The sequence below is a fragment of the Streptomyces sp. NBC_01012 genome (genome assembly GCF_045162755.1).
Taxonomy (GTDB): domain Bacteria; phylum Actinomycetota; class Actinomycetes; order Streptomycetales; family Streptomycetaceae; genus Streptomyces.
The window spans coordinates 7,491,052-7,512,919 of sequence record NZ_CP108688.1; the positions used below are offsets into that span (position 1 = coordinate 7,491,052).

The window sequence follows — 21,868 nt, forward strand, 5'->3', positions numbered from 1 at the left end:
GCTCACGCGGTCGGCTGCGCGTCGGGGACGGTGTGCTGGACCTGGCGGAGGAAGGCGGCGTTGTCGGGCGTCCTGCGGATCTTGTCCAGCAGCGCTTCGAGCGTCGCCTGGGTGTCCCTGGAGCGCAGGGCGCGCCTCAGCCCCCGTACGGCCGCCAGTTCCCCGGCGGGCAGCAGGAGTTCCTCGCGGCGGGTGCCGGAGCCTGTGATGTCGACCGCGGGGAAGATCCGCCGGTCGGCCGATGTCCGGTCGAGGCGCAGCTCCATGTTGCCGGTGCTCTTGAGCTCCTCGAAGAAGTAGTCGTCGGCGCGTGAGCCGGTGTCCACCAGCACGGTCGCCAGGATGGTGAGCGAACCGCCCTCCTCGGCGAGCCGGGCCGCGCCGAAGAGCTTCTTGGGGCCGATGAGCGCCGCGGCGTCCACGCCACCGCTCAGGGTGCGGCCGCCGGCCCCGGCGCCGTTGTTGTGCGCGCGGCACAGCCGGGTGAGGGAGTCGAGGAGGATCACCACGTCCTGGCCCTGTTCGACCAGCCGCTTGGCACGTTCCACGACGAGATCGGCGAGCGCGACATGCTCCTTGGCGGGCCGGTCGAAGGTGGAGGCATAGACCTCGCCGCGCACGGACCGGCGCATGTCCGTGACTTCTTCGGGGCGTTCGTCCAGGAGGACCACCATCAGTTGGCACTCCGGGTGGTTGACGGCGACCGACGCGGCGATCTGCTGAAGCAGCACGGTCTTGCCGGTCTTCGGCGGTGCGACGATCAGACCGCGCTGGCCCTTGCCGACGGGCGAGACGAGATCGATGATCCGCGGGGCCGGGCCCCCGTCCTGCCTCTCCAGGCGCAGACGCTCCCGAGGGTGGAGCGGGGTGAGGTCACGGAAGTGGGGACGACCGCGGAGCTCGTGCACCGCACGGCCGTTGACGGCGTCGACGCCGGACAGCGCGCGAGGACGCTCGCAGGTCCCTTCGACGACATCGCCCTTGCGCAGGGCGTACCGCCGGATGAGCGCGGGCGACACCTGGACGTCGCGGGGGGAGGGATGGCCACCGTCGGTGCGCAGTACGCCATGTCCGTTGTGCGTGGTGTCGAGGACACCGGCGGTGCGGACGGGCTGGTTCTGCGGGACTGCGGGGCGTTCGAGTGTGCTGGTCATGACTGGTCCTTTCGCGGACATGGCGAATGAGAGGTCCGGCGAAGGCAAGGCGGCTCACATCACGCCTCGTACGACGGGCAGGAAAGCCCGGACCGGACACGGGAAGGGGTGCGAAAAGCTGGATCGCCGGTCGTTTGACGACGGGCGCAACAGCGGGAGAAAAGCACCGGCGCCCTGATCGGGCGTTCACGAGTGCTGCGTGCAACCTACCACGTGAGCCCGGGAGAGGGAAGACCCCCTCCCGGGTCTCTCAGACGTCCCCGCGGAATGCCCGCAGGATCCGCTCGGCGGCCAGCGTGGCGGTCAGCTCACCACCGCGGACGCTCCGTTCGAGCTCCGGTGCGAGCGTGCGCACCGCGGGGTGGCCGCGCAGACTGTCGAGCAGCTCGTCGCGGACCATCGCCCAGGTCCAGTCCACCTGCTGGTCACGGCGCTTGGCCGAGAGCCGCCCGGTGGACTCCAGGAGCGAACGGTGCTGTTCCAGCCGCTCCCACAGGGTGTCGAGACCGGTCGACTCCCTGGCGCTGCAGGTCAGCACCGGGGGAGTCCAGGCCGCGTCCACGGGGTGCATCAGGCGCAGCGCGCCCGCCAGTTCACGCGCGGCCGAGCGGGCGTCCCGCTCGTGCGGGCCGTCCGCCTTGTTGACCGCGATGGCGTCGGCCAGCTCCAGGACACCCTTCTTGATGCCCTGCAACTGGTCGCCGGTCCGGGCCAGGGTGAGCAGCAGGAAGGTGTCGACCATGTTGGCGACCGCGGTCTCCGACTGCCCGACGCCGACGGTCTCCACCAGCACCACGTCGTAGCCGGCGGCCTCCATCACCACGATCGACTCGCGGGTCGCCTTGGCCACCCCGCCGAGTGTCCCCGCGGTGGGGGAGGGGCGTACGAACGCCCGCGCGTCCACCGCCAGGCGCTCCATCCGGGTCTTGTCACCCAGGATGGAGCCGCCCGTACGGCTGGACGAGGGGTCGACGGCCAGCACGGCGACCCGGTGGCCGAGCCCTGTCAGCAGGGTGCCGAGCGCGTCGATGAACGTGGACTTCCCCACGCCGGGAACCCCGCTGATCCCGATGCGCCTGGCCTGCCCCGAACGGGGCAGCAGCTCACTCAGCAACCGCTGGGCCAGCACCCGGTGGTCGGGACGGGTCGACTCGACGAGAGTGATCGCGCGTGCCACGAACGCGCGCTTCCCGTCGAGCACTCCCTTGACGTACGCGTCGATGTCGATGTTTCCCGCCATGTGTCACCGGCTCACAGCTCGTGGCCGAGCGCGGCACCGAGCCGCACGACCAGGTCGTGGGCGGCGTCGGGGATCACGGTGCCGGGCGGGAACACCGCGGCGGCACCCGCCTCGTGCAGGGCCTCGATGTCCTGCGGCGGGATCACCCCACCCACGACGATCATGATGTCCTCGCGGCCCTCGGCCGCCAGTTCCTGGCGCAGGGCGGGTACGAGGGTGAGGTGGCCGGCGGCGAGTGAGGAGACGCCGACGATGTGTACGTCGGCTTCGACGGCCTGGCGTGCGACTTCCGCGGGGGTCTGGAAGAGGGGGCCGACGTCGACGTCGAAGCCGAGGTCGGCGAAGGCGGTGGCGATGACTTTCTGGCCGCGGTCGTGGCCGTCCTGGCCCATCTTGGCGACGAGGATGCGCGGGCGGCGTCCTTCGGCTTCCTCGAAGGCGTCGACGAGGGTGCGGGTGCGGTCCACGGACGGGGACTCTCCTGCCTCTTTGCGGTAGACGCCGGAGATCGTACGGATCTGGCCCGCGTGCCTGCCGTACACCTTCTCCAGCGCGTCGGAGATCTCACCGACGGTCGCCATCGCCCGGGCCGCGTCCACGGCCAGCGCCAGCAGATTGCCCTCGAGACCCGGACCGGGCTCCCGCTCCGCCGACGTCGCCAGGGCGCGCAGGGCATCCTGACAGGCCGTCTCGTCGCGCTCCTCGCGCAGGCGGCGGAGCTTCTCGATCTGCTGGGTGCGGACGGAGGTGTTGTCGACCTTGAGTACGTCGATCTTCTCGTCGGTCTCGACGCGGTATTTGTTGACGCCGATGACGGGCTGGCGTCCGGCGTCGATGCGGGCCTGGGTGCGGGCCGCGGCTTCCTCGATGCGGAGCTTGGGGATGCCCGCGTCGATGGCCTTGGCCATGCCGCCGGCTGCCTCGACCTCCTCGATGTGCTGCCAGGCCCGCTCCGCCAGATCGTGTGTCAGTTTCTCCACGTACGCGCTGCCGCCCCACGGGTCGATGACCCGGGTCGTGCCCGACTCCTGCTGCAACAGCAACTGCGTGTTACGGGCAATACGCGCGGAGAAGTCGGTGGGCAGTGCGAGTGCTTCGTCGAGGGCGTTGGTGTGCAGCGACTGGGTGTGCCCCTGCGTCGCAGCCATCGCCTCCACACACGTACGCGTCACGTTGTTGAACACGTCCTGTGCGGTCAACGACCACCCCGAGGTCTGCGAATGCGTACGCAGCGACAGCGACTTCGGGTTCTTCGGGCCGAACTCCTTGACCAGGCGCGCCCACAGCAGCCGTGCCGCCCGCAGCTTCGCGATCTCCATGAAGAAGTTCATGCCGATCGCCCAGAAGAAGGAGAGGCGAGGGGCGAACGCGTCGACGTCCAGGCCGGCCGCCTGCCCGGCCCGTAGGTACTCCACCCCGTCGGCCAGGGTGTAGGCGAGCTCCAGGTCGGCCGTGGCCCCGGCTTCCTGGATGTGGTAGCCGGAGATCGAGATGGAGTTGTAGCGGGGCATCTTCTGCGAGGTGAACGCGAAGATGTCCGAGATGATCCGCATCGACGGTCCCGGCGGGTAGATGTAGGTGTTGCGGACCATGAACTCCTTGAGGATGTCGTTCTGGATGGTCCCGGCCAGCTTCTCGGCCGGCACACCCTGCTCCTCGGCGGCCACGATGTACAGGGCCAGGACCGGCAGCACCGCACCGTTCATCGTCATCGACACCGACATCCGGTCCAGCGGAATCCCGTCGAACAACTGGCGCATGTCGTAGATCGAGTCGATCGCCACGCCCGCCATCCCGACATCGCCGGTCACCCGGGGGTGGTCGCTGTCGTAGCCGCGGTGGGTGGGCAGGTCGAACGCGATGGACAGGCCCTTCTGGCCCGCCGCGAGGTTACGCCGGTAGAAGGCGTTGGACTCCTCCGCCGTGGAGAAACCGGCGTACTGACGGATCGTCCAGGGCTGATTGACATACATCGTCGGATACGGGCCACGCACATACGGAGCGATCCCTGGATACGTCCCCAGGAAGTCCAGGCCCTCCAGGTCCCGCCCGGTGTACAGCGGCTTGACCTCGATGCCCTCCGGAGTCTCCCAGAGCAGCTCGTCCTCGGACCGGCCCGCCGACTCCTTCACCGCGGCGTGCCACTGGTCATCGGAGGCCTCGGCGGGGGCCCCGCCGGTCAGCGCGATGTCGGAGAAGTCCGGAACGGGGTTCCCGGAGGGGACCGTTGTCTCGGGGGTCTGCATCACGCCACTCCCATGCGGTCGAGTTCGGAGGAGAGGACGGCGACCACGTCGCAGCCGGCGAACACATGGACGTCGGCCCCGGCGTACTCGCCAGGACGGCCTGCGAGGAAGATCTGTTCGGCGCCGGCGGACCTGAGGGCCGAGACGACGTCGTCCGCCTGCTCGGCGTAGAGGGCGCCCGTGGAGCACAGACAGGCGGCTGTCGCACCACTGGCGGCGAAGGCCGCCGCGGCGGTCGACGCGTCGACCGAGGCCGGCTTCTGGACGGGCTCGATGCCGCCCGACAGGAAGAGATTCGCCGCGAAGGAAGCCCGTGCGGTGTGCACCGAGGCGGGCCCGAGGGCCGCGACGAAGACCTTCGGCCGGCTGCCCGTGGCCGCGAGATGCGCGTCCGACCTGGCGCGCAGTGTCTCGAACGCCTCGTCGCGCCTGACCTTGGGCAGTCCGCCTCCCGACGGCGTGGCGGGCACGGGCTCGCGCTCCACCTGACGCTCGTCGATGGCCGGGAATTCACTGACCCCGGTCACCGGCTCCTTGCGCCGCGCCAGATCCCTGCTCCTGGCCGCCCAGGTGGCCGCGAGCCGCTCCTCGACCATGCCGGAGCCGAGTGCGGCCGCCTGGCCGCCCGCGCGCTCGATCTCCTGGAAGAACGCCCAGGAGGCAGCGGCGAGTTCATCTGTGAGCCGCTCCACGTACCAGGAACCGCCCGCCGGGTCCGTCACCCTGGCCAGATGCGACTCCTCCATCAGGATCGTCGAGGTGTTGCGGGCGATCCGCCGGGCGAACGCGTCCGGCAGGCCCAGTGCGTGATCGAACGGCAGCACGGTGACGGACTCGGCGCCGCCGACCCCGGCACCCAGACAGGCCAGCGTCGTCCGCAGCATGTTCACCCACGGATCACGGCGCGTCATCATCACCGGCGAGGTCACGGCGTGCTGCCGCTGCGCCCCGTCGGCCGGGGCGCCGCAGACTTCGGCGATACGCGCCCACAGCCGCCGGGCGGCGCGCAGCTTCGCGATCGTCAGGAACTGGTCGGCCGTCGCGGCGTACCGGAACTCCAACTGCGCGCAGGCCTCCTGGACGGAGAGCCCCGACGCCGTCAGCGCGCGGAGACAGGCCACACCGGTGGCCAGCGAGAGCCCGAGCTCCTCCGCGGCGGAGCCACCCGCCTCGTGGTACGGCAGTGCGTCCACGGCCAGGGAGCGCAGCCCCGGATACTCGCGGGAACACAGCCCTGCCCACCGGACGGCGGTGTCGAGCTCCGGCTCCGCGCCCGTACGCGCCGACCGCCCGAACGGATCAAGCCCGAGGCTGCCGCGTACGGCCCCCTTGGCGATGCCCCGGGCCTCGTGGAGCCCGAGCAGCTCACGGATCGCGGGCTCGGGATCGTCGCCCGCGTCCAGCACGACGGGCGCCAGATCGAGATAGACACCGTCGAGGGCGCGGGCGAGGCCGGACACCGGAACCCCGCCGGGGCCGCCGACGGTGAGCCAGAGCGACGTGACGCCGTTCTCCAGGTCGCCGAGCAGGGCCTCGTTGAGGCGTACGGGATCGGTGAGTTCGTGGCGCTGGCGCACATCCCAGCCGTCCGTGGTGTTCCCCGTCGCCCTGCTGCCCCGGGTGAAGGGTGCGAAGCCGGGCAGACCGGGGTCCGCCGATGCGTCCGTCGAGGTGTACAGAGGGCGGACTGTGAGCCCGTCCCCGAGCGCGGTGGACAGTGCTTCCTCGGCGGCCGAGCCCGTGACTTCCTTGCCCGACTTGCGCAGTACACCTTCGACAAGGGTCTGCCACTGGTCGTGGGAAGGGTCGGGAAACTCGGCGGCCCGGGAAAGCCCGTCAGCAGGCAGGACCGTCATGCTCAGATGCTAGGTCAGCGCTCTGACGAGCAGCAGGGCCACCGGCTGTGACCTTGCACTCTCCGAAATGTGCTGGATTCTCTGGGTAGAGCGCTCTTGTGGCGGCCTTGTCCGCGGAGACACCGTCAGGCGCCCACGTAGGCGGCGAGGTGCTCTCCGGTGAGGGTGGAGCGGTCGGCGACGAGATCGGCCGGTGTGCCCTCGAAGACGATCCGGCCCCCGTCGTGTCCCGCGCCCGGCCCGAGGTCGATGATCCAGTCCGCGTGCGCCATGACCGCCTGATGGTGCTCGACGACGATGACCGACTTCCCGGAGTCGACGAGCCGGTCGAGCAGCCCGAGCAGCTGCTGGACATCGGCCGGATGCAGACCCGCGGTCGGCTCGTCGAGTACGTAGATGCCGCCCTTCTCGGCCATGTGGGTGGCGAGCTTGAGCCGCTGGCGCTCGCCGCCGGACAGCGTGGTGAGCGGCTGGCCGAGGCGGAGGTAGCCGAGCCCCACATCGGCCAGCCGGCCGAGGACACGGTGTGCGGCCGGTGTGCGCGCGTCGCCGGTGCCGAAGAACTCCTCGGCCTCGGCCACCGACATCGCGAGCACCTCGCTGATGTCACGGTCACCGAGGTGGTAGTCGAGTACCGACGCGTCGAACCGCTTCCCCTCGCAGTCCTCGCAGGTCGTCGCGGTGGTGGCCATCACCCCCAGGTCGGTGTAGATGACGCCGGCGCCGTTGCACGTGGGGCAGGCACCCTCGGAGTTCGCGCTGAACAGCGCCGGCTTCACCCCGTTGGCCTTGGCGAACGCCTTGCGGACCGGGTCGAGGAGACCGGTGTACGTGGCCGGGTTGCTGCGCCTGGAGCCCTTGATGGGGCTCTGGTCGACCGACACCACGTCCTCGCCGGCCGGGACCGACCCGTGCACCAGCGAGCTCTTGCCCGAACCGGCGACGCCGGTGACGACGGTCAGCACCCCGAGGGGGATGTCGACGTCGACGTTCTGGAGGTTGTGCGCCGACGCCCCGCGGATCTCCAGCGCACCGGTGGGCCTGCGCACCGACTCCTTGACGGCGGCCCGGTCGTCGAAGTGGCGCCCGGTGACGGTGCCGCCGGCCCGCAGCCCCTCGACGGTTCCCTCGAAGCAGACGGTGCCGCCCTCGCTACCCGCCCCGGGGCCGAGGTCGACGATGTGGTCGGCGATGGCGATGGTCTCCGGCTTGTGCTCCACCACGAGGACCGTGTTGCCCTTGTCCCGCAGCCTCAGCAGCAGGTCGTTCATCCGCTGGATGTCGTGCGGGTGCAGACCGATGGTGGGCTCGTCGAAGACATAGGTGACGTCGGTGAGCGAGGAACCCAGATGACGGACCATCTTGACGCGCTGCGCCTCGCCGCCCGACAGCGTGCCGGCCGGCCGGTCCAGCGAGAGATAGCCGAGGCCGATCTCCGCGAACGAGTCGAGGGTCTGCTGCAACGCGACGAGCAGCGGCTTCACCGACGGCTCGTCCAGGTCGCGCACCCATTCGGCCAGGTGACGGATCTCCATCGCACAGGCGTCGGCGATGCTGATCCGCCGGATCTTCGACGACCTGGCGCCCTCGCTGAGGCGGGTGCCGTCGCACTCGGGGCAGGTGGTGAAGGTGACCGCGCGCTCCACGAACGCCCGGATGTGCGGCTGCATCGCCTCCTTGTCCTTGGACAGGAACGACTTCTGGATCTTGGGGATCAGCCCCTCGTAGGTGAGGTTGACGCCGTTGACCTTGACCTTGACCGGCTCACCGTGGAGGAAGGCCTGGAGTTCCTTCTTCGTGTACTCACGGATCGGCTTGTCCGGGTCGACGAAACCCGACTGGGCGTAGACCTGCACGGTCCACTGGCTGTCCGACTTCCAGCCGGGAATGGTGAACGCGCCATCGGCCAGCGACTTGGTGTCGTCGTAGAGCTGGCTGAGGTCGATGTCGGAGACCGAGCCCCGGCCCTCGCAGCGCGTGCACATCCCGCCGGTGCGCTTGAAGGTCGCCTTCACGGTCCTGGTCCTGGCACTACCGCGGTCGACGGTGATCCCGCCGCTCGCGCTCACCGACGCGGTGTTGAAGGAGAACGCGCCGGGCGGGCCGATGTGCGGCTTGCCCAGTCGGCTGAAGAGGATGCGCAGCATCGCGTTGGCGTCGGTGGCGGTGCCGACCGTGGAGCGGGGGTCGGACCCCATTCGCTGCTGGTCGACGGTGATCGCGGTCGTCAGCCCGTCGAGTACGTCGACCTCGGGCCGTGCCAGCGTCGGCATGAAACCCTGCACGAAGGAGCTGTACGTCTCGTTGATCATCCGCTGGGACTCCGCGGCGATCGTGCTGAACACCAGCGAGCTCTTGCCCGATCCCGATACGCCGGTGAACACCGTCAGCCGGCGCTTGGGTATCTCGACGCTGACGTCTCTGAGATTGTTCACGCGCGCGCCGTGCACGCGGATCAGGTCGTGGCTGTCGGCAGCGTGCGGCGCGGGCGACCGCCGGTCCGTCCTCGTGGCCATGCTGGTCATGTCTCCATCTGCTGAGCGGTCCGCCCGCGCGGCCCGTCGCCGGCCGTCCGTCGGAGCGTGTCGGTTCGGTCAGGGGCGGATCAGCTACGGGACTGGTTGAAGCGCAGCATGTTGCCCGAGGGGTCGCGGAAGGCGCAGTCGCGGACGCCGTACGGCTGGTCGACGGGCTCCTGTAGCACCTCGCCGCCCGCCGCGCGGATGTGCTCGAAGGTGGCGTCGCAGTCGTCGGTCCTGAAGATGACACCGCGCAGCAGGCCCTTCGCCAGCAGTTCCGCCATGGTCGCCTTGTCGGCGGGGGAGGCGTTGGGGTCCGCGAGCGGGGGTTCGAGGACGATCTCCACGTCCGGCTGCGACGGCGATCCGACGGTCACCCAGCGCATCCCCTCGAATCCGACGTCGTTGCGCACCTCGAAGCCCAGGATGTCCCGGTAGAAGGCCAGCGCCTTGTCGTGGTCGTCGACGGCGATGAAACAGGTCGAAAGATTGATTTCCATAGGGATGACGCTACGGGCGGCGGGAAGCTTTTGCTTCTCCATTCCTGACCGGTCGTGTATGGATCTTGGCGACGCAGGCAGGGATGGCGGCGCCCGCGTCATGAGGGCGCGCCCGGTACGCGTTCGGGCTCTCGCCGACCAGCTCCGTGAACCGCGAGCTGAAGGAGCCCAGCGAGGTACAGCCGACCGCGAAGCAGACCTCCGTCACGCTGAGGTCGCCCCGTCGCAGCAACGCCTTCGCCCGCTCGATCCTGCGCGTCATCAGATAGCTGTACGGCGTCTCCCCGTACGCGGCGCGGAAGCTGCGGGAGAAATGGCCCGCCGACATGAGGGCTTCGCGAGCGAGCGCGGCGACATCGAGCGGCTCCGCGTAGTCGCGGTCCATCCGGTCACGGGCCCGGCGCAGCCGGACGAGGTCTTCCAGCGTCACACCACCAGCATCCCACGGCGGGGAGTCCCGACGGCCCCGACGGCGGCCCGCGGTCGGGATGTGCCCCTTCTGTCATTCATTTTCACAGTGCGTCACGGATTGCCCGAAGTTAAGCTGCTGTCGACCCAGAACCGCAGGGGAAGGACGCACCGTGGCCGTGGGACCCGTGGAGTACCTCGTCGTCACCTTTCCCGGCGGACGTTTCGCCGACGCGATCGCGCCCGTACTGGCCGACGCCGTCGGGTCCGAGGCGGTACGCATCCTCGATCTGGCCTTCGCCCGAAGAGCCGCCGACGGCTCCCTCACACACGTCGAGCTGCGGGAGATGGATCCCCAGGGCCTGGTGGCGTTCGAGCCACCGGACGAACTGCCTGCCGGCCTGCCGCCGGTCACGGGGCTCGATGTGCTCGAACGGCTGCCCGAGGAGAGCTCTGCCGCGCTGATCGTGTGGGAGGACCTGTGGTCGGTCCCGCTCACCCGGACGGTCCAGCAGGCCGGGGGCCTGCTCCTGTCGCACGAGCGCGTCCCCGCGGACGGTGGGGACGACGTCATCACGCTGCTCGAAAGGCTCGCCGACCTGAAGCAGCGAGGCGTGCTCACCGACGCGGAATTCGCGGCGCAGAAGACAAGGATCCTCGCCGACTGAGTCCTTGACCGGCCGGTTTCCCGGTACCTCACGTTCCCTTTGTCGATATTCGCACGCCGTGCGACGTTGATTCCGACCTGCAGTCTGTCGGGAAAGAGGCAGTTCATCGTGCAGACCGCCCGGGCCGTCCCCGCAGCCACCGTTGTCAATCTCCGTGATCTCGGCGGTATCGCCCTGGGGCGCCACCGTCGCCTGCGGCAGGGAATCCTCCTGCGCTCGGGGCAGCTGAGCGCCCTCGACGCGGAGCACGACATGGCGGTGGCCGCGCTCGGCATCCGTACCGTCGTCGACCTGCGCACCGCCGACGAGCGCCGCTGGGAGCCCGACCGGCTGCCGGCGGGCGCGAGGCTCTTCGTCGCCGACGTACTCGGTGACAACCCGGGCGTGGCGCCCGCGCGGCTCAAGGCGCTGCTCGGTGACCCGGACGGAGCAGCCCGGCTGCTCGGCTGCGGGAAGGCGGAGGAACTGTTCGCGCAGACCTACCGCAAGATGGTGCTCTCCCCGGGGGCGGCGGCCGCCTACCGCGCCTTCCTCGACACCGTCGCGGATCCGCGTGCGAGACCGCTGCTCTTCCACTGCGCGACCGGGAAGGACCGGACGGGCTGGGCCACCGCGCTGCTGCTGATGATGGCGGGTGCGTCGCGTGACGTCGTACGGGCGGAGTTCCTCGCGGTGAACCGCGCGGTGCGTGCCGCCTTCGGGCCCGCGGTGCGGCGCTTTCTCGAAGAGGGCGGCGACCCGGAGATCGCCTCCGCGGTCATCGAGGCACGCCCCCGGTATCTGGAGGCGGCCCTGGACGCGATGGACGAGCGCTGGGGCGGACTCGACGGCTACCTCAGCAAGGCGCTGCGTCTTGCTCCGGCCGTGGCCGAGCGGCTGCGCGCGGATCTGGCCGTCCCCGCATGAGCCGTCCCCGTCCGACAGGCCGCACCCCTCGGTAGGCTGGGATACGCAGGTCCGGGCGTCTCCGGCCGAACACGGCGCCGTCCGGTACGGATGGGGAGAAGGGGCACCGGTGACCGAGCGCAAACCCGCAGGGGTCAGCTTCGAGACGTGGGTGGACCGGCAGATCAGGGAGGCCGAGGAGCGAGGCGCCTTCGCCGACCTGCCGGGTGCGGGCAAACCGATTCCCGGTCTCGAAGGGCCCTACGACGCGATGTGGTGGGTCAAGGCGAAGATGGAGCGCGAGGGACTGTCCGCGCTCCCGCCCTCGCTGACACTGCGGAAGGCGGCCGAGGACGCCCTGCACGAGGCGTCCCAGGCCCGGTCGGAGGCCGAGGCCAGGCGCATTCTGACGGAGATGAACCAGCTGATCCGCGAGGCGCTGGCCAGGCCGCCGGAGGGCCCGCCGCTGAATCTGAGGCCGTTCGACATCGAGGCGGTCGTCGCGCGGTGGCACGAGGAGCGGGGCGGGCGCTGATCGCCGTGCGCGGAGGCGTCCACATCAGACGGGCCCTGCCGGGGGACGCCAGGCGGCTCACCCGCCTGGTCACCAGGTCACGCGCCTACGAGGGGCACTACGCGCCCATGGTGGCGGGGTACAGGATCGGCCCGGACTACATCGAGGCCCACGCCGTGCACGTGGCGGTGAACGACGAGGGCCGTGTGCTCGGCTTCTACGCGTTGATCCTGTCCCCGCCCGAACTCGACCTGATGTTCGTCGCCGACGACGCCCAGGGGCAGGGCATCGGACGGCTCCTGATCGGCCACCTGCGCGGTGAGGCCCGTCGTGCGGGCCTCACCGCCGTGCGGGTGGTCGCGCATCCGCCCGCCGAGGGCTTCTACCGCGGCGTCGGCGCCGAGCGCACGGGTACGGTCCTGGCCCGTCCTCCCGCGGTGATGTGGGACCGGCCCGAGCTGACGCTGCCGGTCGACGAAAGCCCCTGAACCGCCGGTGCGGGACCGGCTAGGACCAGCCGCCGTACGGGCGGGTGATGAGTTCCATCCCGTGACCGCTCGGATCGGGGAAGTACACCCCGCGTCCGCCGTCGTTGTGGTTGATCTCGCCGGGGTGCTTCCGGTGGGGATCGGCGTAGTAGTCGATCCCCAGCGCCTCGATGTGGCCGAAGGCCGTGTCGAACTCCGCCTCCGAGATGAGGAACGCGTAGTGCTGCACGGTGATCGATTCCGCGGGAACGGTCGCGAAGTCCAGCGTGACGCCGTTCGCGAGAACGACGGGGATGAAGGGTCCCCATTCCGTTCCTACGGTGAGACCCAGGATGTGCGCAAGGAACTCGGCGGACTCGCGGTTGTCCTTGCTGTGAACGATGGTGTGATTCAACTCGACCGACACTGTGGAATGCCTCCAACGGGCATCTCACGGGCTACCTCCACGCCTCACCCGGCCGGTGACCGACGCGCGATGCCGTACAACGATCGTAGGCCACCACGGCGTACGTCACCATGGGGATTCAGGACGGCTCAGCCGTCGTCGGCGCCCGCCGGGCTGCGTACGTCCGTCACGGTGAAGAGCCCGCCGTCCGGGTCCCGCAGCGTCGCCTCGTTGCCGTGGCGCACATCGCGCCGCTCCACGAGGGCGCCCCCGTTCCGCTCGGCGGCGAGGACCGTGGCGCCCACGTCGTCGACCGGGAACTGCACCTGCCAGTGCGGGCGCACCTGCGGGTCGGGGGCGGCCTCCACGGCGCCGGAGCTGATCCGGGCCAGCGGGCGCCCGTTGCAGCGTACGAGCACCTCTTCCTTGACGTACGCCACCTCGCAGCCACCGGGCTCCCCGCGCTCCCAGCCGAGTACCTCGCCGTAGAAGATCGCCGCGTCGAAGGCGTCCCTGGTGCGCAGCCTGAGCCAGGCGTGGGCCCGGTTGCCGGACGGTGCGAGGGTGGCCGCGCGCCCTGTCCACTCCCAGACGCCGAAGGAGGCGCCGTCCCGGTCGGCGGCCAGGACCGCGCGGCCCGTGCCGACCGTCAGCGGGCCCACGGCCACGGTGCCGCTGCGCTCACGGATGCGGTCGGAGACGACATCGGCGTCCAGGACGGAGAAGTAGGGCATCCAGGCCACGGCCACCTGGTAGGCGGACGCGACCCCGCCGATACCCGCCACCGGCACCCCGTCGGAGCGCGCCATCAGGTAGTCCCTGCCCAGCGGCCCCCGCCGGAACGTCCAGCCGAGCACCGCGCCGTAGAAACGTCGCGCGTCCTCCAGGTCGCGGGTCACCAGATGGACCCAGCACGGGGCGCTGGCACCGCTGAGCACCGCAGGTTCCGCAGCGGTCCGCTGATCGCCAGGAGTCATGGTCCCTTGCCCTATCGGTTCTGCGGCATGACTTCTTCGGTGCCGCGCGGCCAGGACCAGCCTCATGTGCCTCGGTGACTCCCGCAACACGCGGCGCCCGCGGTCAGTCGCGCGGGCGCTCGGGGTCGGGAGCCGGGGTGCTGCCGGTACCGGTGGCGGGGCCCGTGCCGGGCTCCGTGCCGGGCTCCGTGCCGGGTTCGGGCGGGATCACCTCGTTGCCGTGATCGCTGAGCTCGTACGGTGTCATGGCCCGGCCGTCCTCGGGAAAGCGGTCCGAGCCGTGCTTGTCGCTGTCCCGGATCTCCGTGCGGTGATCGGGGCGGGGCGGCTGCTCCTCGGGGCGTGGGGGCGGCGATTCCCTGTCCCGGCGCCGCATGCCCCACCAGAAGCCGCCGATCAGCAGAACCACCACGGCGAGCCCGATGATGCCGACGATCACACCCACGGCGCCCCGGCCGTCGGCGAGGGTGGCCGCGAGCGAGTCCCTTGCTCCGTTCGTTACGTCCATGCATGGCGCATACCCGGGAGGGCTGCTCGCAGACAGCCATGGACAGCAATTCATGTTTTATGACGATGTCACGGTAAATGCGTTTCGTACGGTGCGAATCGGCTACACCATGAGGGCCGAGCAAGCGGGCTCGCAAGCCGTCGTGAAGGACGTGGTGCGCGCGCGGTGGCCGGCCGCGTATCGGCCGGGACCACCAGCGGCCCTCGATCGACCGGGCCGAAGCACGCTCCCGCCGGCGCTGCGCCAACCGCAGGAAGTCCCGCGGCGGAGCCGACCGCTCGTGTCGCCGACACGGAGCCTTGGGGTGAGTCTGGAGTCAGTGCCCGGACCGCTGGAGGAATCACGATGGGATCAGGCAACCCGCTCGGCCGCTGGCCCGTGTACCGGCAGCTGACCGGTCGTGATCCTCTGGGCAGAGGACAGGCGGTGGTGTCGAGGGAGACGGAGCAGACCCGCCCCCGCACCGCCACCGCGGACCGCGTCGTCAAGTCCGTCTGCCCGTACTGCGCGGTGGGCTGCGGCCAGCAGGTGTACGTCAAGGACGAGCGGGTCGTCCAGATCGAGGGAGACCCGGACTCACCGATCAGCCGCGGCAGACTCTGCCCCAAGGGTTCCGCGACGCTCCAGCTCACCACCGGTCCGTCCCGCCGCCACCAGGTGCTGTACAGGAGCCCGTACGGCTCCGACTGGGAGCCGCTCGACCTGGAGACCGCGATGGACATGGTCGCGGACCGTGTCATCGAGACCCGGCGCAGGACCTGGCAGTGGGAGCACGAAGGGCTCCGCACCGCCCGCACCCTGGGCATCGCCAGTCTCGGGGGCGCCACCCTCGACAACGAGGAGAACTACCTCATCAAGAAGCTCTTCACCGGCCTCGGAGTGGTGCAGGTGGAGAACCAGGCGCGGGTCTGCCACAGCTCCACCGTGGCGGGCCTCGGCACGTCCTTCGGCCGAGGCGGGGCGACCACCTTCATGCAGGACCTCCAGCACTCGGACTGCATCGTCATCCAGGGGTCGAACTTCGCCGAGGCCCATCCGGTCGGCTTCCAGTGGGTGATGGAGGCCAAGGCGCGCGGGGCCCGGATCATCCATGTGGACCCGCGCTTCACCCGCACGAGCGCACTGGCCGACCTTTTCGTGCCCATCCGGGCCGGCAGCGACATCGCGTTCCTCGGCGGCATCATCAACCACGTGCTCAGCGAGGAGAAGGACTTCCGGGAGTACGTCCTCAACTACACCAACGCCGCCACCCTGGTCGGGGACGACTTCCGGGACACCGAGGATCTCGACGGTGTCTTCTCCGGTCTGGACGAGGAACGGGCCCACTACGACCCCCGCAGTTGGCAGTACCGGGACTCACAGGTCCAGGCGCCCTCCGGGGACGTGGACGAGCAGTACGCGGAGCGCGCCCGGAACGACGACGCGCACGCACGGGTCCACTCCGCCGCCGAGTCCGAGGCCCATGGGTCGGGAGGCGCGCAGGCCGGCGCACGGCCGCCGCGGGACGAGACGCTTCAGGACCCCCGGTGCGTCTACCAGGTCCTCAAGCGTCACTACGCGCGCTACACCCCCGAGATGGTCGAGGAGATCTGCGGGGTGAAGCGGGAGGTCTTCCTGGAGGTCTGCGACGCGCTGACCTCCAACTCCGGACGGGAACGGACCTCTTCCTTCGCGTACGCCGTCGGCTGGACCCAGCACACCACGGGCGCGCAGTGCATCCGTGCGGCGAGCGTGCTCCAGCTCCTGCTGGGCAACATCGGCCGGCCCGGCGGCGGCATCCAGGCGCTGCGCGGACACGCCTCGATCCAGGGTTCCAGCGACATCCCGACCCTCTTCAACCTGCTGCCGGGCTATCTCCCGATGCCGCACGCCCACGCCCATGAGGACCTCGACGCCTTCGTCCGGGCCAGCCGCACCGACAAGGGCTTCTGGGGCGACATGCGGGCCTACTTCGTGAGTCTGCTCAAGGCCTACTACGGCGACGCGGCGACGGCCGCGAACGACTTCTGCTTCGACCACCTGCCCCGCCTCACCGGCTCCCACGGCACCTACGAGACGGTGACGGCGCAGCTGGCGGGTGAGTGCAAGGGCTACTTCCTCATGGGCGAGAACCCGGCCGTGGGCTCGGCCAACACACGGCTGCAGCGGCTCGGTATGGCCCAGCTCGAATGGCTGGTCGTCCGCGACTTCTCGCTCATCGAGTCCGCGACCTGGTGGCAGGACGGCCCGGAGACCGAGACGGGGGAGATGACCCCCGAGGAGATCGGCACCGAGGTCTTCTTCTTCCCGGCGGCGGCGCACACGGAGAAGTCGGGCTCCTTCACCAACACCAACCGGTGGCTCCAGTGGCACCACAGCGCTGTCGAACCCGAGGGAGACGCACGCAGCGACCTCTGGTTCATGTACCACCTGGGCCGGCGCATCAAGGAGCGCCTCGCGGGCTCCACCGATCCGATGGACCGTGCCATCCAGGACCTGACCTGGGACTACCCCGTCGAAGGGCCGCTCGCCGAACCTGTCTCGGCCGCGGTCCTGTCCGAGATCAACGGCCACGGCCCGGACGGCGCGCCGCTCTCCGCCTACACCGAGCTGAGGGACGACGGCTCAACCAGGTGCGGCTGCTGGATCTACTGCGGGGTGTACGCGGACGGCGTCAACCAGGCCGCCCGCCGCAAGCCCCACACCGAGCAGGACTGGGTGGCGGCCGAATGGGCCTGGGCCTGGCCGGCCAACCGCCGCATCCTCTACAACCGGGCCTCGGCCGCCCCCGACGGCAGCCCGTGGAGCGACCGCAAGGCCTATGTCTGGTGGGACGAGGCTGAAGGCCGGTGGACCGGTCACGACGTCCCGGACTTCGTGCCGGACCGCGCCCCCGGCCACGTACCCGGGCCCGGCGCCAAGGGGCCCGACGCCCTTCGCGGGGACGACCCGTTCATCATGCAGGCCGACGGCAAGGGCTGGCTCTACGCCCCCGCCGGCCTCGAGGACGGCCCGCTTCCCACGCACTACGAACCGCAGGACTCGCCCTTCACCAACGCCCTGCACCCTTCGCACTCCCGCTCTCCGGTCAGGCAGCTCCACCCGCGCGAGGGCAACCGCTACCACCCGAGCGGCGACGAGCCGGGCGCGGACGTCTATCCCTACGTCGTCACCACCCACCGCCTCACCGAACACTTCACGGCAGGCGGAATGAGCCGTTGGTCCCCCTATCTGTCAGAGCTCCAGCCCGAGTTCTTCTGCGAGGTGTCACCGATGCTCGCCGCGGAGCGAGGGCTGGAGCACGGCGGCTGGGCCACGATCGTCACCGCGCGCAACGCCGTCGAGGCCCGCGTCATGGTGACCCGACGGATCACGCCGCTGACCGTCCGGGGCCGGACCGTGCACCAGATCGGTCTGCCCTTCCACTGGGGCCCCAACGGGATCGCCACCGGTGACGCGGCCAACGAACTGGTGGCCATCGCGCTCGACCCCAACGCCCTGATCCAGGAGGACAAGGCGCTCACCGCCGACATCAGGCCAGGACGCAGACCCAGGGGGCCGGCACTGCCCGAACTCGTCGCGGACTACCGCCGCCGGGCCGGGATCACGGAGACGACCGGAACGCAGGAGACGTCGTGAGGAACAGCCTCTTCAGCGGGCCCGAGCCCGACCCGGCAGGCGACGCCGGACACGAGAACGCCCCACCGCGCGTCGGGTTCTTCACCGACACGTCCGTCTGCATCGGCTGCAAGGCGTGCGAGGTCGCCTGCAAGGAGTGGAACGCCCTCCCCGAGGACGGGCTGTCACTGACCGGCATGTCGTACGACAACACCGGAGGCCTGGGCGCCTCGACCTGGCGGCACGTCGCCTTCATCGAACAGCCGGTGCCTGCCGGCCGTACCGAGCTGCCGCTGGTCGGACCCGACCCGGCGCGGCCCGCCGGGCAGGACGACGAAGGCGCCGGAGTGCGGTGGCTGATGTCATCGGACGTCTGCAAGCACTGCACTCACGCCGCGTGCCTGGACGTCTGCCCGACCGGATCGCTCTTCCGCACGGAGTTCGGCACCGTCGTCGTCCAGGAGGACATCTGCAACGGCTGCGGCTACTGCGTGCCCGCCTGCCCGTACGGAGTGATCGAACAGCGCCCCACCGACGGCCGGGCCTTCAAGTGCACCATGTGCTACGACCGCCTCGGCGCCGGGCAGGAACCCGCCTGCGCCAAGGCCTGTCCGACCGAGTCCATCCAGTTCGGCCCGCTCGACGAACTGCGGGAGCGCGCCGCGCTGCGGGTGGATCAGCTGCACGAGGCCGGAGTCACCGAGGCACGGCTGTACGGCCACGAGCCGGACAACGGGGTCGGAGGGGACGGCGCGTTCTTCCTGCTCATGGACGAGCCCGAGGTCTACGGCCTGCCCCCGGACCCCGTGGTCACCACCCGGGACCTGCCGGCCATGTGGCGTCACGCGGGGATCGCCGCGCTGTCGCTGGCCACGGGCGCCGCCCTGTCCTTCGCCCTGCCCGCACTCACCCGAAGGAGCGGCCGGACATGACCAGCAGCACCACCAGGAGGGAGGGCCGTCGTGAGGAGCCTGTCTCCTACTACGGCCGGCCCGTCATCAAGGCACCGTCGTGGTCCGCCCAGGACATCGCCGGGTACTTCTTCCTCGGCGGACTGGCGGGCGCAGGTTCCGTCGTCGCCGCCGGAGCGCACCTGACCGGCCGCGACACCACGGCCAAGGCGCTGAAGGTGTCCTCCCTCGCAGCCGTCAGCCTCTCCGCCGCCGCGCTCGTCCACGACCTCGGCCGCCCCTCGCGGTTCACCAACATGCTGCGCGTCTTCAAGCCGACCTCCCCGATGAGCATGGGCTCCTGGCTGCTCTCCGCCTACGGGCCGGCCGCCGGCGCCGCCGCCTTCACCGCCGTCACCGGCCGGCTGCCCAGGACCGGTGCGACGGCCACCGCGGCCGCCTCGGTGCTCGGCCCCGCGCTGGCGACGTACACCGCGGTCCTGGCCGCCGACACCGCCGTACCCGCCTGGCACGGCGCCCACCGTGAGCTCCCCTACCTCTTCGCGGCGTCGGCCACCGCGGCGGCCGCCGGAATGGCACTGGTCGCCGGGCCCGTCCACGAGAACGGCCCGGCGAGGTACGCCTCCGTACTCGCGGCCGTCGCCGACGGCACCGCGATCCACGCCATGGAGCGGCGCCTCGGCACGGTCGCGGTGACTTGCCGTGAGGGCCGTGCAGGGACGCTGCTGCGCGCGGCACGCGGCCTCACCGCGGCCGGAGGGGTGGCGGCTCTCCTCCTCGGGCACCGCAGCCGCCCCGTCGCCGCGGGCGCGGGCCTCGCGCTGCTGGCGGGATCGGTCTGCACACGCTTCGGGATCTTCGCGGCGGGGATCGCGTCCGCGGAGGACCCCGCCCACACGGTCGCTCCGCAGCGTGAGGCCGCCGAGCGGCGCGCACAGTGCTCCCAGTGAAAGGAATCCAGGGTGAACAACACGCCGGAACAGACGCAGCAACAGACGCAGCAACAGACGCAGGAACACCAGGAGAGCGGCGATGTCGTGGTGGCCGTGACCGGCTGTCCCAAGGAGGACGCGCGCACCGTGTTCGACGTGCTGCGCCTCTCGTTCGTCTCCGACCGTCCGGCGGGCGACGCACCCGAGGACGAGTCGAACACACGCCCCACCGTGTGGACGGCGACCGTCGATGTCTCCGCGATGAAGGCGGGCCCAGGACCGGCCCGGCTCTCCGTGCCGGTGATGGTCGAGGCGCAGGGCGGCTACTGGGCGGTCGACCGCCTCCGCAAGCACCTCGCGGACGCCTTCGCCGTCCGGCTCGTCGGTACGGCGGCGGGCGACCAGGAGCAGGAGATCCGGCTGCGCCTGGAGAGCCACCGGCCCGCGTGACGAGCACCCCCGAACCCGGAAGGTAACGCGTGCATGAACGCCACCCCAGGCACCGTCGACGCGGAAGCGGCCCAGGTGCCGACCCCCGAGGACTGTTCCACCTTCACGCTGTACGTCAACGGCACGGAGCGGACCCTGACGCTCGATCACCGCACCACCGTGCTGGACGCCCTGAGAGAGCATCTCGGGCTCACCGGCGCCAAGAAGGGCTGCGATCACGGCCAGTGCGGAGCCTGCACCGTGCTCGTGGACGGCCGACGCGCCAACAGCTGTCTTCTGCTTGCCGTCGCCCAGGAGGACGCGCACATCACCACGGTCGAAGGGCTGGCCGACGGCGAGCGGCTGCATCCGTTGCAGGAGGCTTTCGTCGAGCGGGACGCGCTCCAGTGCGGCTACTGCACCCCGGGGCAGATCTGCTCGGCGGCCGGGATGCTCGGTGAGGCCGATGACGGCTTCCCCTCCCACGTCACCCCTCCTGCGGCGCTCGCTGCCGGAGGGCCGGTCACCCTCGACGCGGACGAGATCCGCGAGCGGATGAGCGGCAACCTCTGCCGGTGCGGCGCCTACCCGCACATCGTCGACGCGATCAAGGACGTGGCCCCGTGAAACCCTTCGCCTATCGGCGTCCCGCCTCGGTGGCCGAGGCCGTCCGTGTCGGCGCCGCCCATCCAGGCGCGCGCTTCCTCGGCGGCGGCACCAACCTCGTGGACCTGATGAAGCTCGGCGTGGAGTCGCCCGGTCTGCTCGTCGACGTCAGCCGGCTGCCCCTGAGCCGGGTGTCCCGGACCGACGACGGCGGTCTCCGGATCGGCGCGACCGTGCGCAACAGCGACCTCGCCGCGCACCCCGACGTACGGAGCGACTACCCCGCCCTGTCGCAGGCGCTGCTGTCCGGTGCGTCCGGGCAGCTCCGCAACACCGCCACCACCGGCGGGAATCTGCTCCAGCGCACCCGCTGCCCGTACTTCCAGGATGTCTCCAAGCCGTGCAACAAACGCACGCCAGGATCGGGCTGCCCGGCCAGGGAGGGGACGCACCGCGACCTCGCGGTGCTGGGGCACTCGCAGGACTGCGTCGCCACCAACCCCTCCGACATGGCGGTCGCCCTCGCCGCCCTCGACGCCGCCGTCCTGCTGCGCGGGCCCGAGGGGGAGCGGACCGTGCCCGTCACCGACTTCCACCGGCTGCCCGGTGACAACCCGGACCAGGACACGGTGATCCGGCCCGGCGAGCTGATCACCGAAGTGGTGCTGCCGCCGCCCGTCGACGGCGCCTTCTCCCTGTACCGCAAGGCACGCGACCGTGCCTCGTACGCCTTCGCCCTGGTGTCCGTCGCCGCCGTGCTGAGCGTGCGTGACGGCCGTGTCGAGCGTGTCGCGCTCGCCTTCGGGGGGCTCGCGCACCGGCCGTGGCGTGCCCGGGTGGCCGAGGACGTGCTGCGCGGTGCCCCGGCGAACGAGGACACCTTCGAGCGAGGGGTGGGCGCCGAACTCGAAGCGGCCAGGCCCCTGCGTGACAACGCCTTCAAGGTGGACCTGGCCCGCCGGCTGGCCGTCGGAGCTCTGACCGAGCTCACCGGCCGGGCCGCACCTGCCTGAGCCGGACGCCGCCTGGCACTCCGAGAGCGCCC

General features: G+C 70.7%; 19 protein-coding genes and 1 pseudogene. 10 read left to right on the forward strand and 10 right to left on the reverse strand.

What is annotated here, in order from left to right; translation table 11 throughout:
* Positions 1-2: 2 nt before the first annotated feature.
* The 7 genes from rho to OG623_RS33415 all read right to left on the reverse strand — a co-directional run bounded on the left by rho (position 3) and on the right by OG623_RS33415 (position 9,945).
* Positions 3-1,154, reverse strand: coding sequence for a transcription termination factor Rho (gene rho / locus OG623_RS33385; RefSeq protein WP_406151341.1), 1,152 nt, complete (start codon positions 1,152-1,154; stop codon positions 3-5).
* A 250-nt stretch (positions 1,155-1,404) separates the two neighbouring features.
* Positions 1,405-2,394, reverse strand: a complete 990-nt coding sequence (gene meaB, locus OG623_RS33390) for a methylmalonyl Co-A mutase-associated GTPase MeaB (RefSeq protein ID WP_406151342.1) — start codon at positions 2,392-2,394, stop codon at positions 1,405-1,407.
* 11 nt (positions 2,395-2,405) lie between these two features.
* The gene (gene scpA / locus OG623_RS33395) at positions 2,406-4,640 is read right to left on the reverse strand and encodes a methylmalonyl-CoA mutase (RefSeq protein ID WP_406151343.1); all 2,235 of its coding nucleotides are present in this window, start codon (positions 4,638-4,640) and stop codon (positions 2,406-2,408) included.
* The gene (locus tag OG623_RS33400) at positions 4,640-6,496 is read right to left on the reverse strand and encodes a methylmalonyl-CoA mutase family protein (protein ID WP_406151344.1); all 1,857 of its coding nucleotides are present in this window, start codon (positions 6,494-6,496) and stop codon (positions 4,640-4,642) included. The genes scpA and OG623_RS33400 overlap by 1 nt, the downstream gene beginning before the upstream one ends.
* Positions 6,497-6,621: 125 nt before the next feature.
* Complete coding sequence (locus tag OG623_RS33405; RefSeq protein ID WP_406151345.1) at positions 6,622-9,012, reverse strand: ATP-binding cassette domain-containing protein; 2,391 nt, start codon at positions 9,010-9,012, stop codon at positions 6,622-6,624.
* Positions 9,013-9,101: 89 nt separating this feature from the next.
* A complete protein-coding gene (locus OG623_RS33410) occupies positions 9,102-9,515 on the reverse strand; it encodes a VOC family protein (RefSeq protein ID WP_406151346.1) in 414 nt (137 codons plus the stop codon).
* 10 nt (positions 9,516-9,525) lie between these two features.
* Positions 9,526-9,945 carry a helix-turn-helix transcriptional regulator gene (locus OG623_RS33415; protein WP_406151347.1) on the reverse strand — a complete coding sequence of 140 codons (420 nt, stop codon included), beginning with the start codon at positions 9,943-9,945 and terminating at the stop codon, positions 9,526-9,528.
* A gap of 151 nt (positions 9,946-10,096) precedes the next feature.
* Between OG623_RS33415 and OG623_RS33420 the strand changes: the two genes are divergently transcribed.
* The 4 genes from OG623_RS33420 to OG623_RS33435 all read left to right on the forward strand — a co-directional run bounded on the left by OG623_RS33420 (position 10,097) and on the right by OG623_RS33435 (position 12,478).
* Positions 10,097-10,591 carry a DUF6325 family protein gene (locus tag OG623_RS33420; protein ID WP_406151348.1) on the forward strand — a complete coding sequence of 165 codons (495 nt, stop codon included), beginning with the start codon at positions 10,097-10,099 and terminating at the stop codon, positions 10,589-10,591.
* Positions 10,592-10,699: 108 nt separating this feature from the next.
* Positions 10,700-11,497, forward strand: coding sequence for a tyrosine-protein phosphatase (locus tag OG623_RS33425; RefSeq protein WP_406151349.1), 798 nt, complete (start codon positions 10,700-10,702; stop codon positions 11,495-11,497).
* 109 nt (positions 11,498-11,606) lie between these two features.
* The gene (locus OG623_RS33430; RefSeq protein ID WP_406151350.1) at positions 11,607-12,011 is read left to right on the forward strand and encodes a DUF1992 domain-containing protein; all 405 of its coding nucleotides are present in this window, start codon (positions 11,607-11,609) and stop codon (positions 12,009-12,011) included.
* The gene (locus OG623_RS33435) at positions 11,984-12,478 is read left to right on the forward strand and encodes a GNAT family N-acetyltransferase (RefSeq protein ID WP_406151351.1); all 495 of its coding nucleotides are present in this window, start codon (positions 11,984-11,986) and stop codon (positions 12,476-12,478) included. Before OG623_RS33430 ends, OG623_RS33435 begins: the two co-directional genes overlap by 28 nt.
* Before the next feature lie 19 nt (positions 12,479-12,497).
* Here OG623_RS33435 and OG623_RS33440 read toward each other — a convergent pair whose 3' ends face one another.
* From OG623_RS33440 to OG623_RS33450, 3 genes and pseudogenes are all read right to left on the reverse strand, one after another.
* Entirely contained in the window at positions 12,498-12,884 is a 387-nt protein-coding gene (locus OG623_RS33440) for a VOC family protein (RefSeq protein ID WP_406151352.1), read from the reverse strand.
* Between the two features lie 128 nt (positions 12,885-13,012).
* Positions 13,013-13,840 carry a VOC family protein gene (locus OG623_RS33445; protein ID WP_406151353.1) on the reverse strand — a complete coding sequence of 276 codons (828 nt, stop codon included), beginning with the start codon at positions 13,838-13,840 and terminating at the stop codon, positions 13,013-13,015.
* Positions 13,841-14,021: 181 nt separating this feature from the next.
* A pseudogene (locus tag OG623_RS33450) lies at positions 14,022-14,348 on the reverse strand (DUF6479 family protein); the annotation flags it as partial.
* Positions 14,349-14,693: 345 nt separating this feature from the next.
* Between OG623_RS33450 and fdh the strand changes: the two are divergent.
* Genes fdh through OG623_RS33480 form a run of 6 tightly spaced genes read left to right on the forward strand, consistent with a single transcriptional unit; the run spans position 14,694 to position 21,836 of the window.
* Complete coding sequence (gene fdh / locus OG623_RS33455; RefSeq protein WP_406151354.1) at positions 14,694-17,966, forward strand: formate dehydrogenase; 3,273 nt, start codon at positions 14,694-14,696, stop codon at positions 17,964-17,966.
* Positions 17,963-18,877, forward strand: coding sequence for a 4Fe-4S dicluster domain-containing protein (locus OG623_RS33460; RefSeq protein WP_406151355.1), 915 nt, complete (start codon positions 17,963-17,965; stop codon positions 18,875-18,877). Before fdh ends, OG623_RS33460 begins: the two co-directional genes overlap by 4 nt.
* The gene (gene nrfD, locus OG623_RS33465) at positions 18,874-19,806 is read left to right on the forward strand and encodes an NrfD/PsrC family molybdoenzyme membrane anchor subunit (protein WP_406151356.1); all 933 of its coding nucleotides are present in this window, start codon (positions 18,874-18,876) and stop codon (positions 19,804-19,806) included. The genes OG623_RS33460 and nrfD overlap by 4 nt, the downstream gene beginning before the upstream one ends.
* A 12-nt stretch (positions 19,807-19,818) precedes the next feature.
* Positions 19,819-20,238, forward strand: a complete 420-nt coding sequence (locus OG623_RS33470; protein WP_406151357.1) for a hypothetical protein — start codon at positions 19,819-19,821, stop codon at positions 20,236-20,238.
* A gap of 33 nt (positions 20,239-20,271) precedes the next feature.
* Positions 20,272-20,844, forward strand: coding sequence for a 2Fe-2S iron-sulfur cluster-binding protein (locus tag OG623_RS33475; protein WP_406151358.1), 573 nt, complete (start codon positions 20,272-20,274; stop codon positions 20,842-20,844).
* Entirely contained in the window at positions 20,841-21,836 is a 996-nt protein-coding gene (locus OG623_RS33480; protein WP_406151359.1) for an FAD binding domain-containing protein, read from the forward strand. The genes OG623_RS33475 and OG623_RS33480 overlap by 4 nt, the downstream gene beginning before the upstream one ends.
* The last annotated feature ends 32 nt before the right edge of the window (positions 21,837-21,868 follow it).

What these genes read in the sequence shown, in the direction of transcription:
- OG623_RS33475 (WP_406151358.1), top strand. Translation starts at nt 20,272, where the DNA reads ATGAACGCCACCCCAGGCACCGTCGACGCGGAAGCGGCCCAGGTGCCG.
- OG623_RS33400 (WP_406151344.1), bottom strand. Translation starts at nt 6,496, where the DNA reads ATGACGGTCCTGCCTGCTGACGGGCTTTCCCGGGCCGCCGAGTTTCCC.
- scpA (WP_406151343.1), bottom strand. Translation starts at nt 4,640, where the DNA reads ATGCAGACCCCCGAGACAACGGTCCCCTCCGGGAACCCCGTTCCGGAC.
- OG623_RS33410 (WP_406151346.1), bottom strand. Translation starts at nt 9,515, where the DNA reads ATGGAAATCAATCTTTCGACCTGTTTCATCGCCGTCGACGACCACGAC.
- meaB (WP_406151342.1), bottom strand. Translation starts at nt 2,394, where the DNA reads ATGGCGGGAAACATCGACATCGACGCGTACGTCAAGGGAGTGCTCGAC.
- OG623_RS33445 (WP_406151353.1), bottom strand. Translation starts at nt 13,840, where the DNA reads ATGACTCCTGGCGATCAGCGGACCGCTGCGGAACCTGCGGTGCTCAGC.
- OG623_RS33405 (WP_406151345.1), bottom strand. Translation starts at nt 9,012, where the DNA reads ATGGCCACGAGGACGGACCGGCGGTCGCCCGCGCCGCACGCTGCCGAC.
- rho (WP_406151341.1), bottom strand. Translation starts at nt 1,154, where the DNA reads ATGACCAGCACACTCGAACGCCCCGCAGTCCCGCAGAACCAGCCCGTC.
- nrfD (WP_406151356.1), top strand. Translation starts at nt 18,874, where the DNA reads ATGACCAGCAGCACCACCAGGAGGGAGGGCCGTCGTGAGGAGCCTGTC.
- fdh (WP_406151354.1), top strand. Translation starts at nt 14,694, where the DNA reads ATGGGATCAGGCAACCCGCTCGGCCGCTGGCCCGTGTACCGGCAGCTG.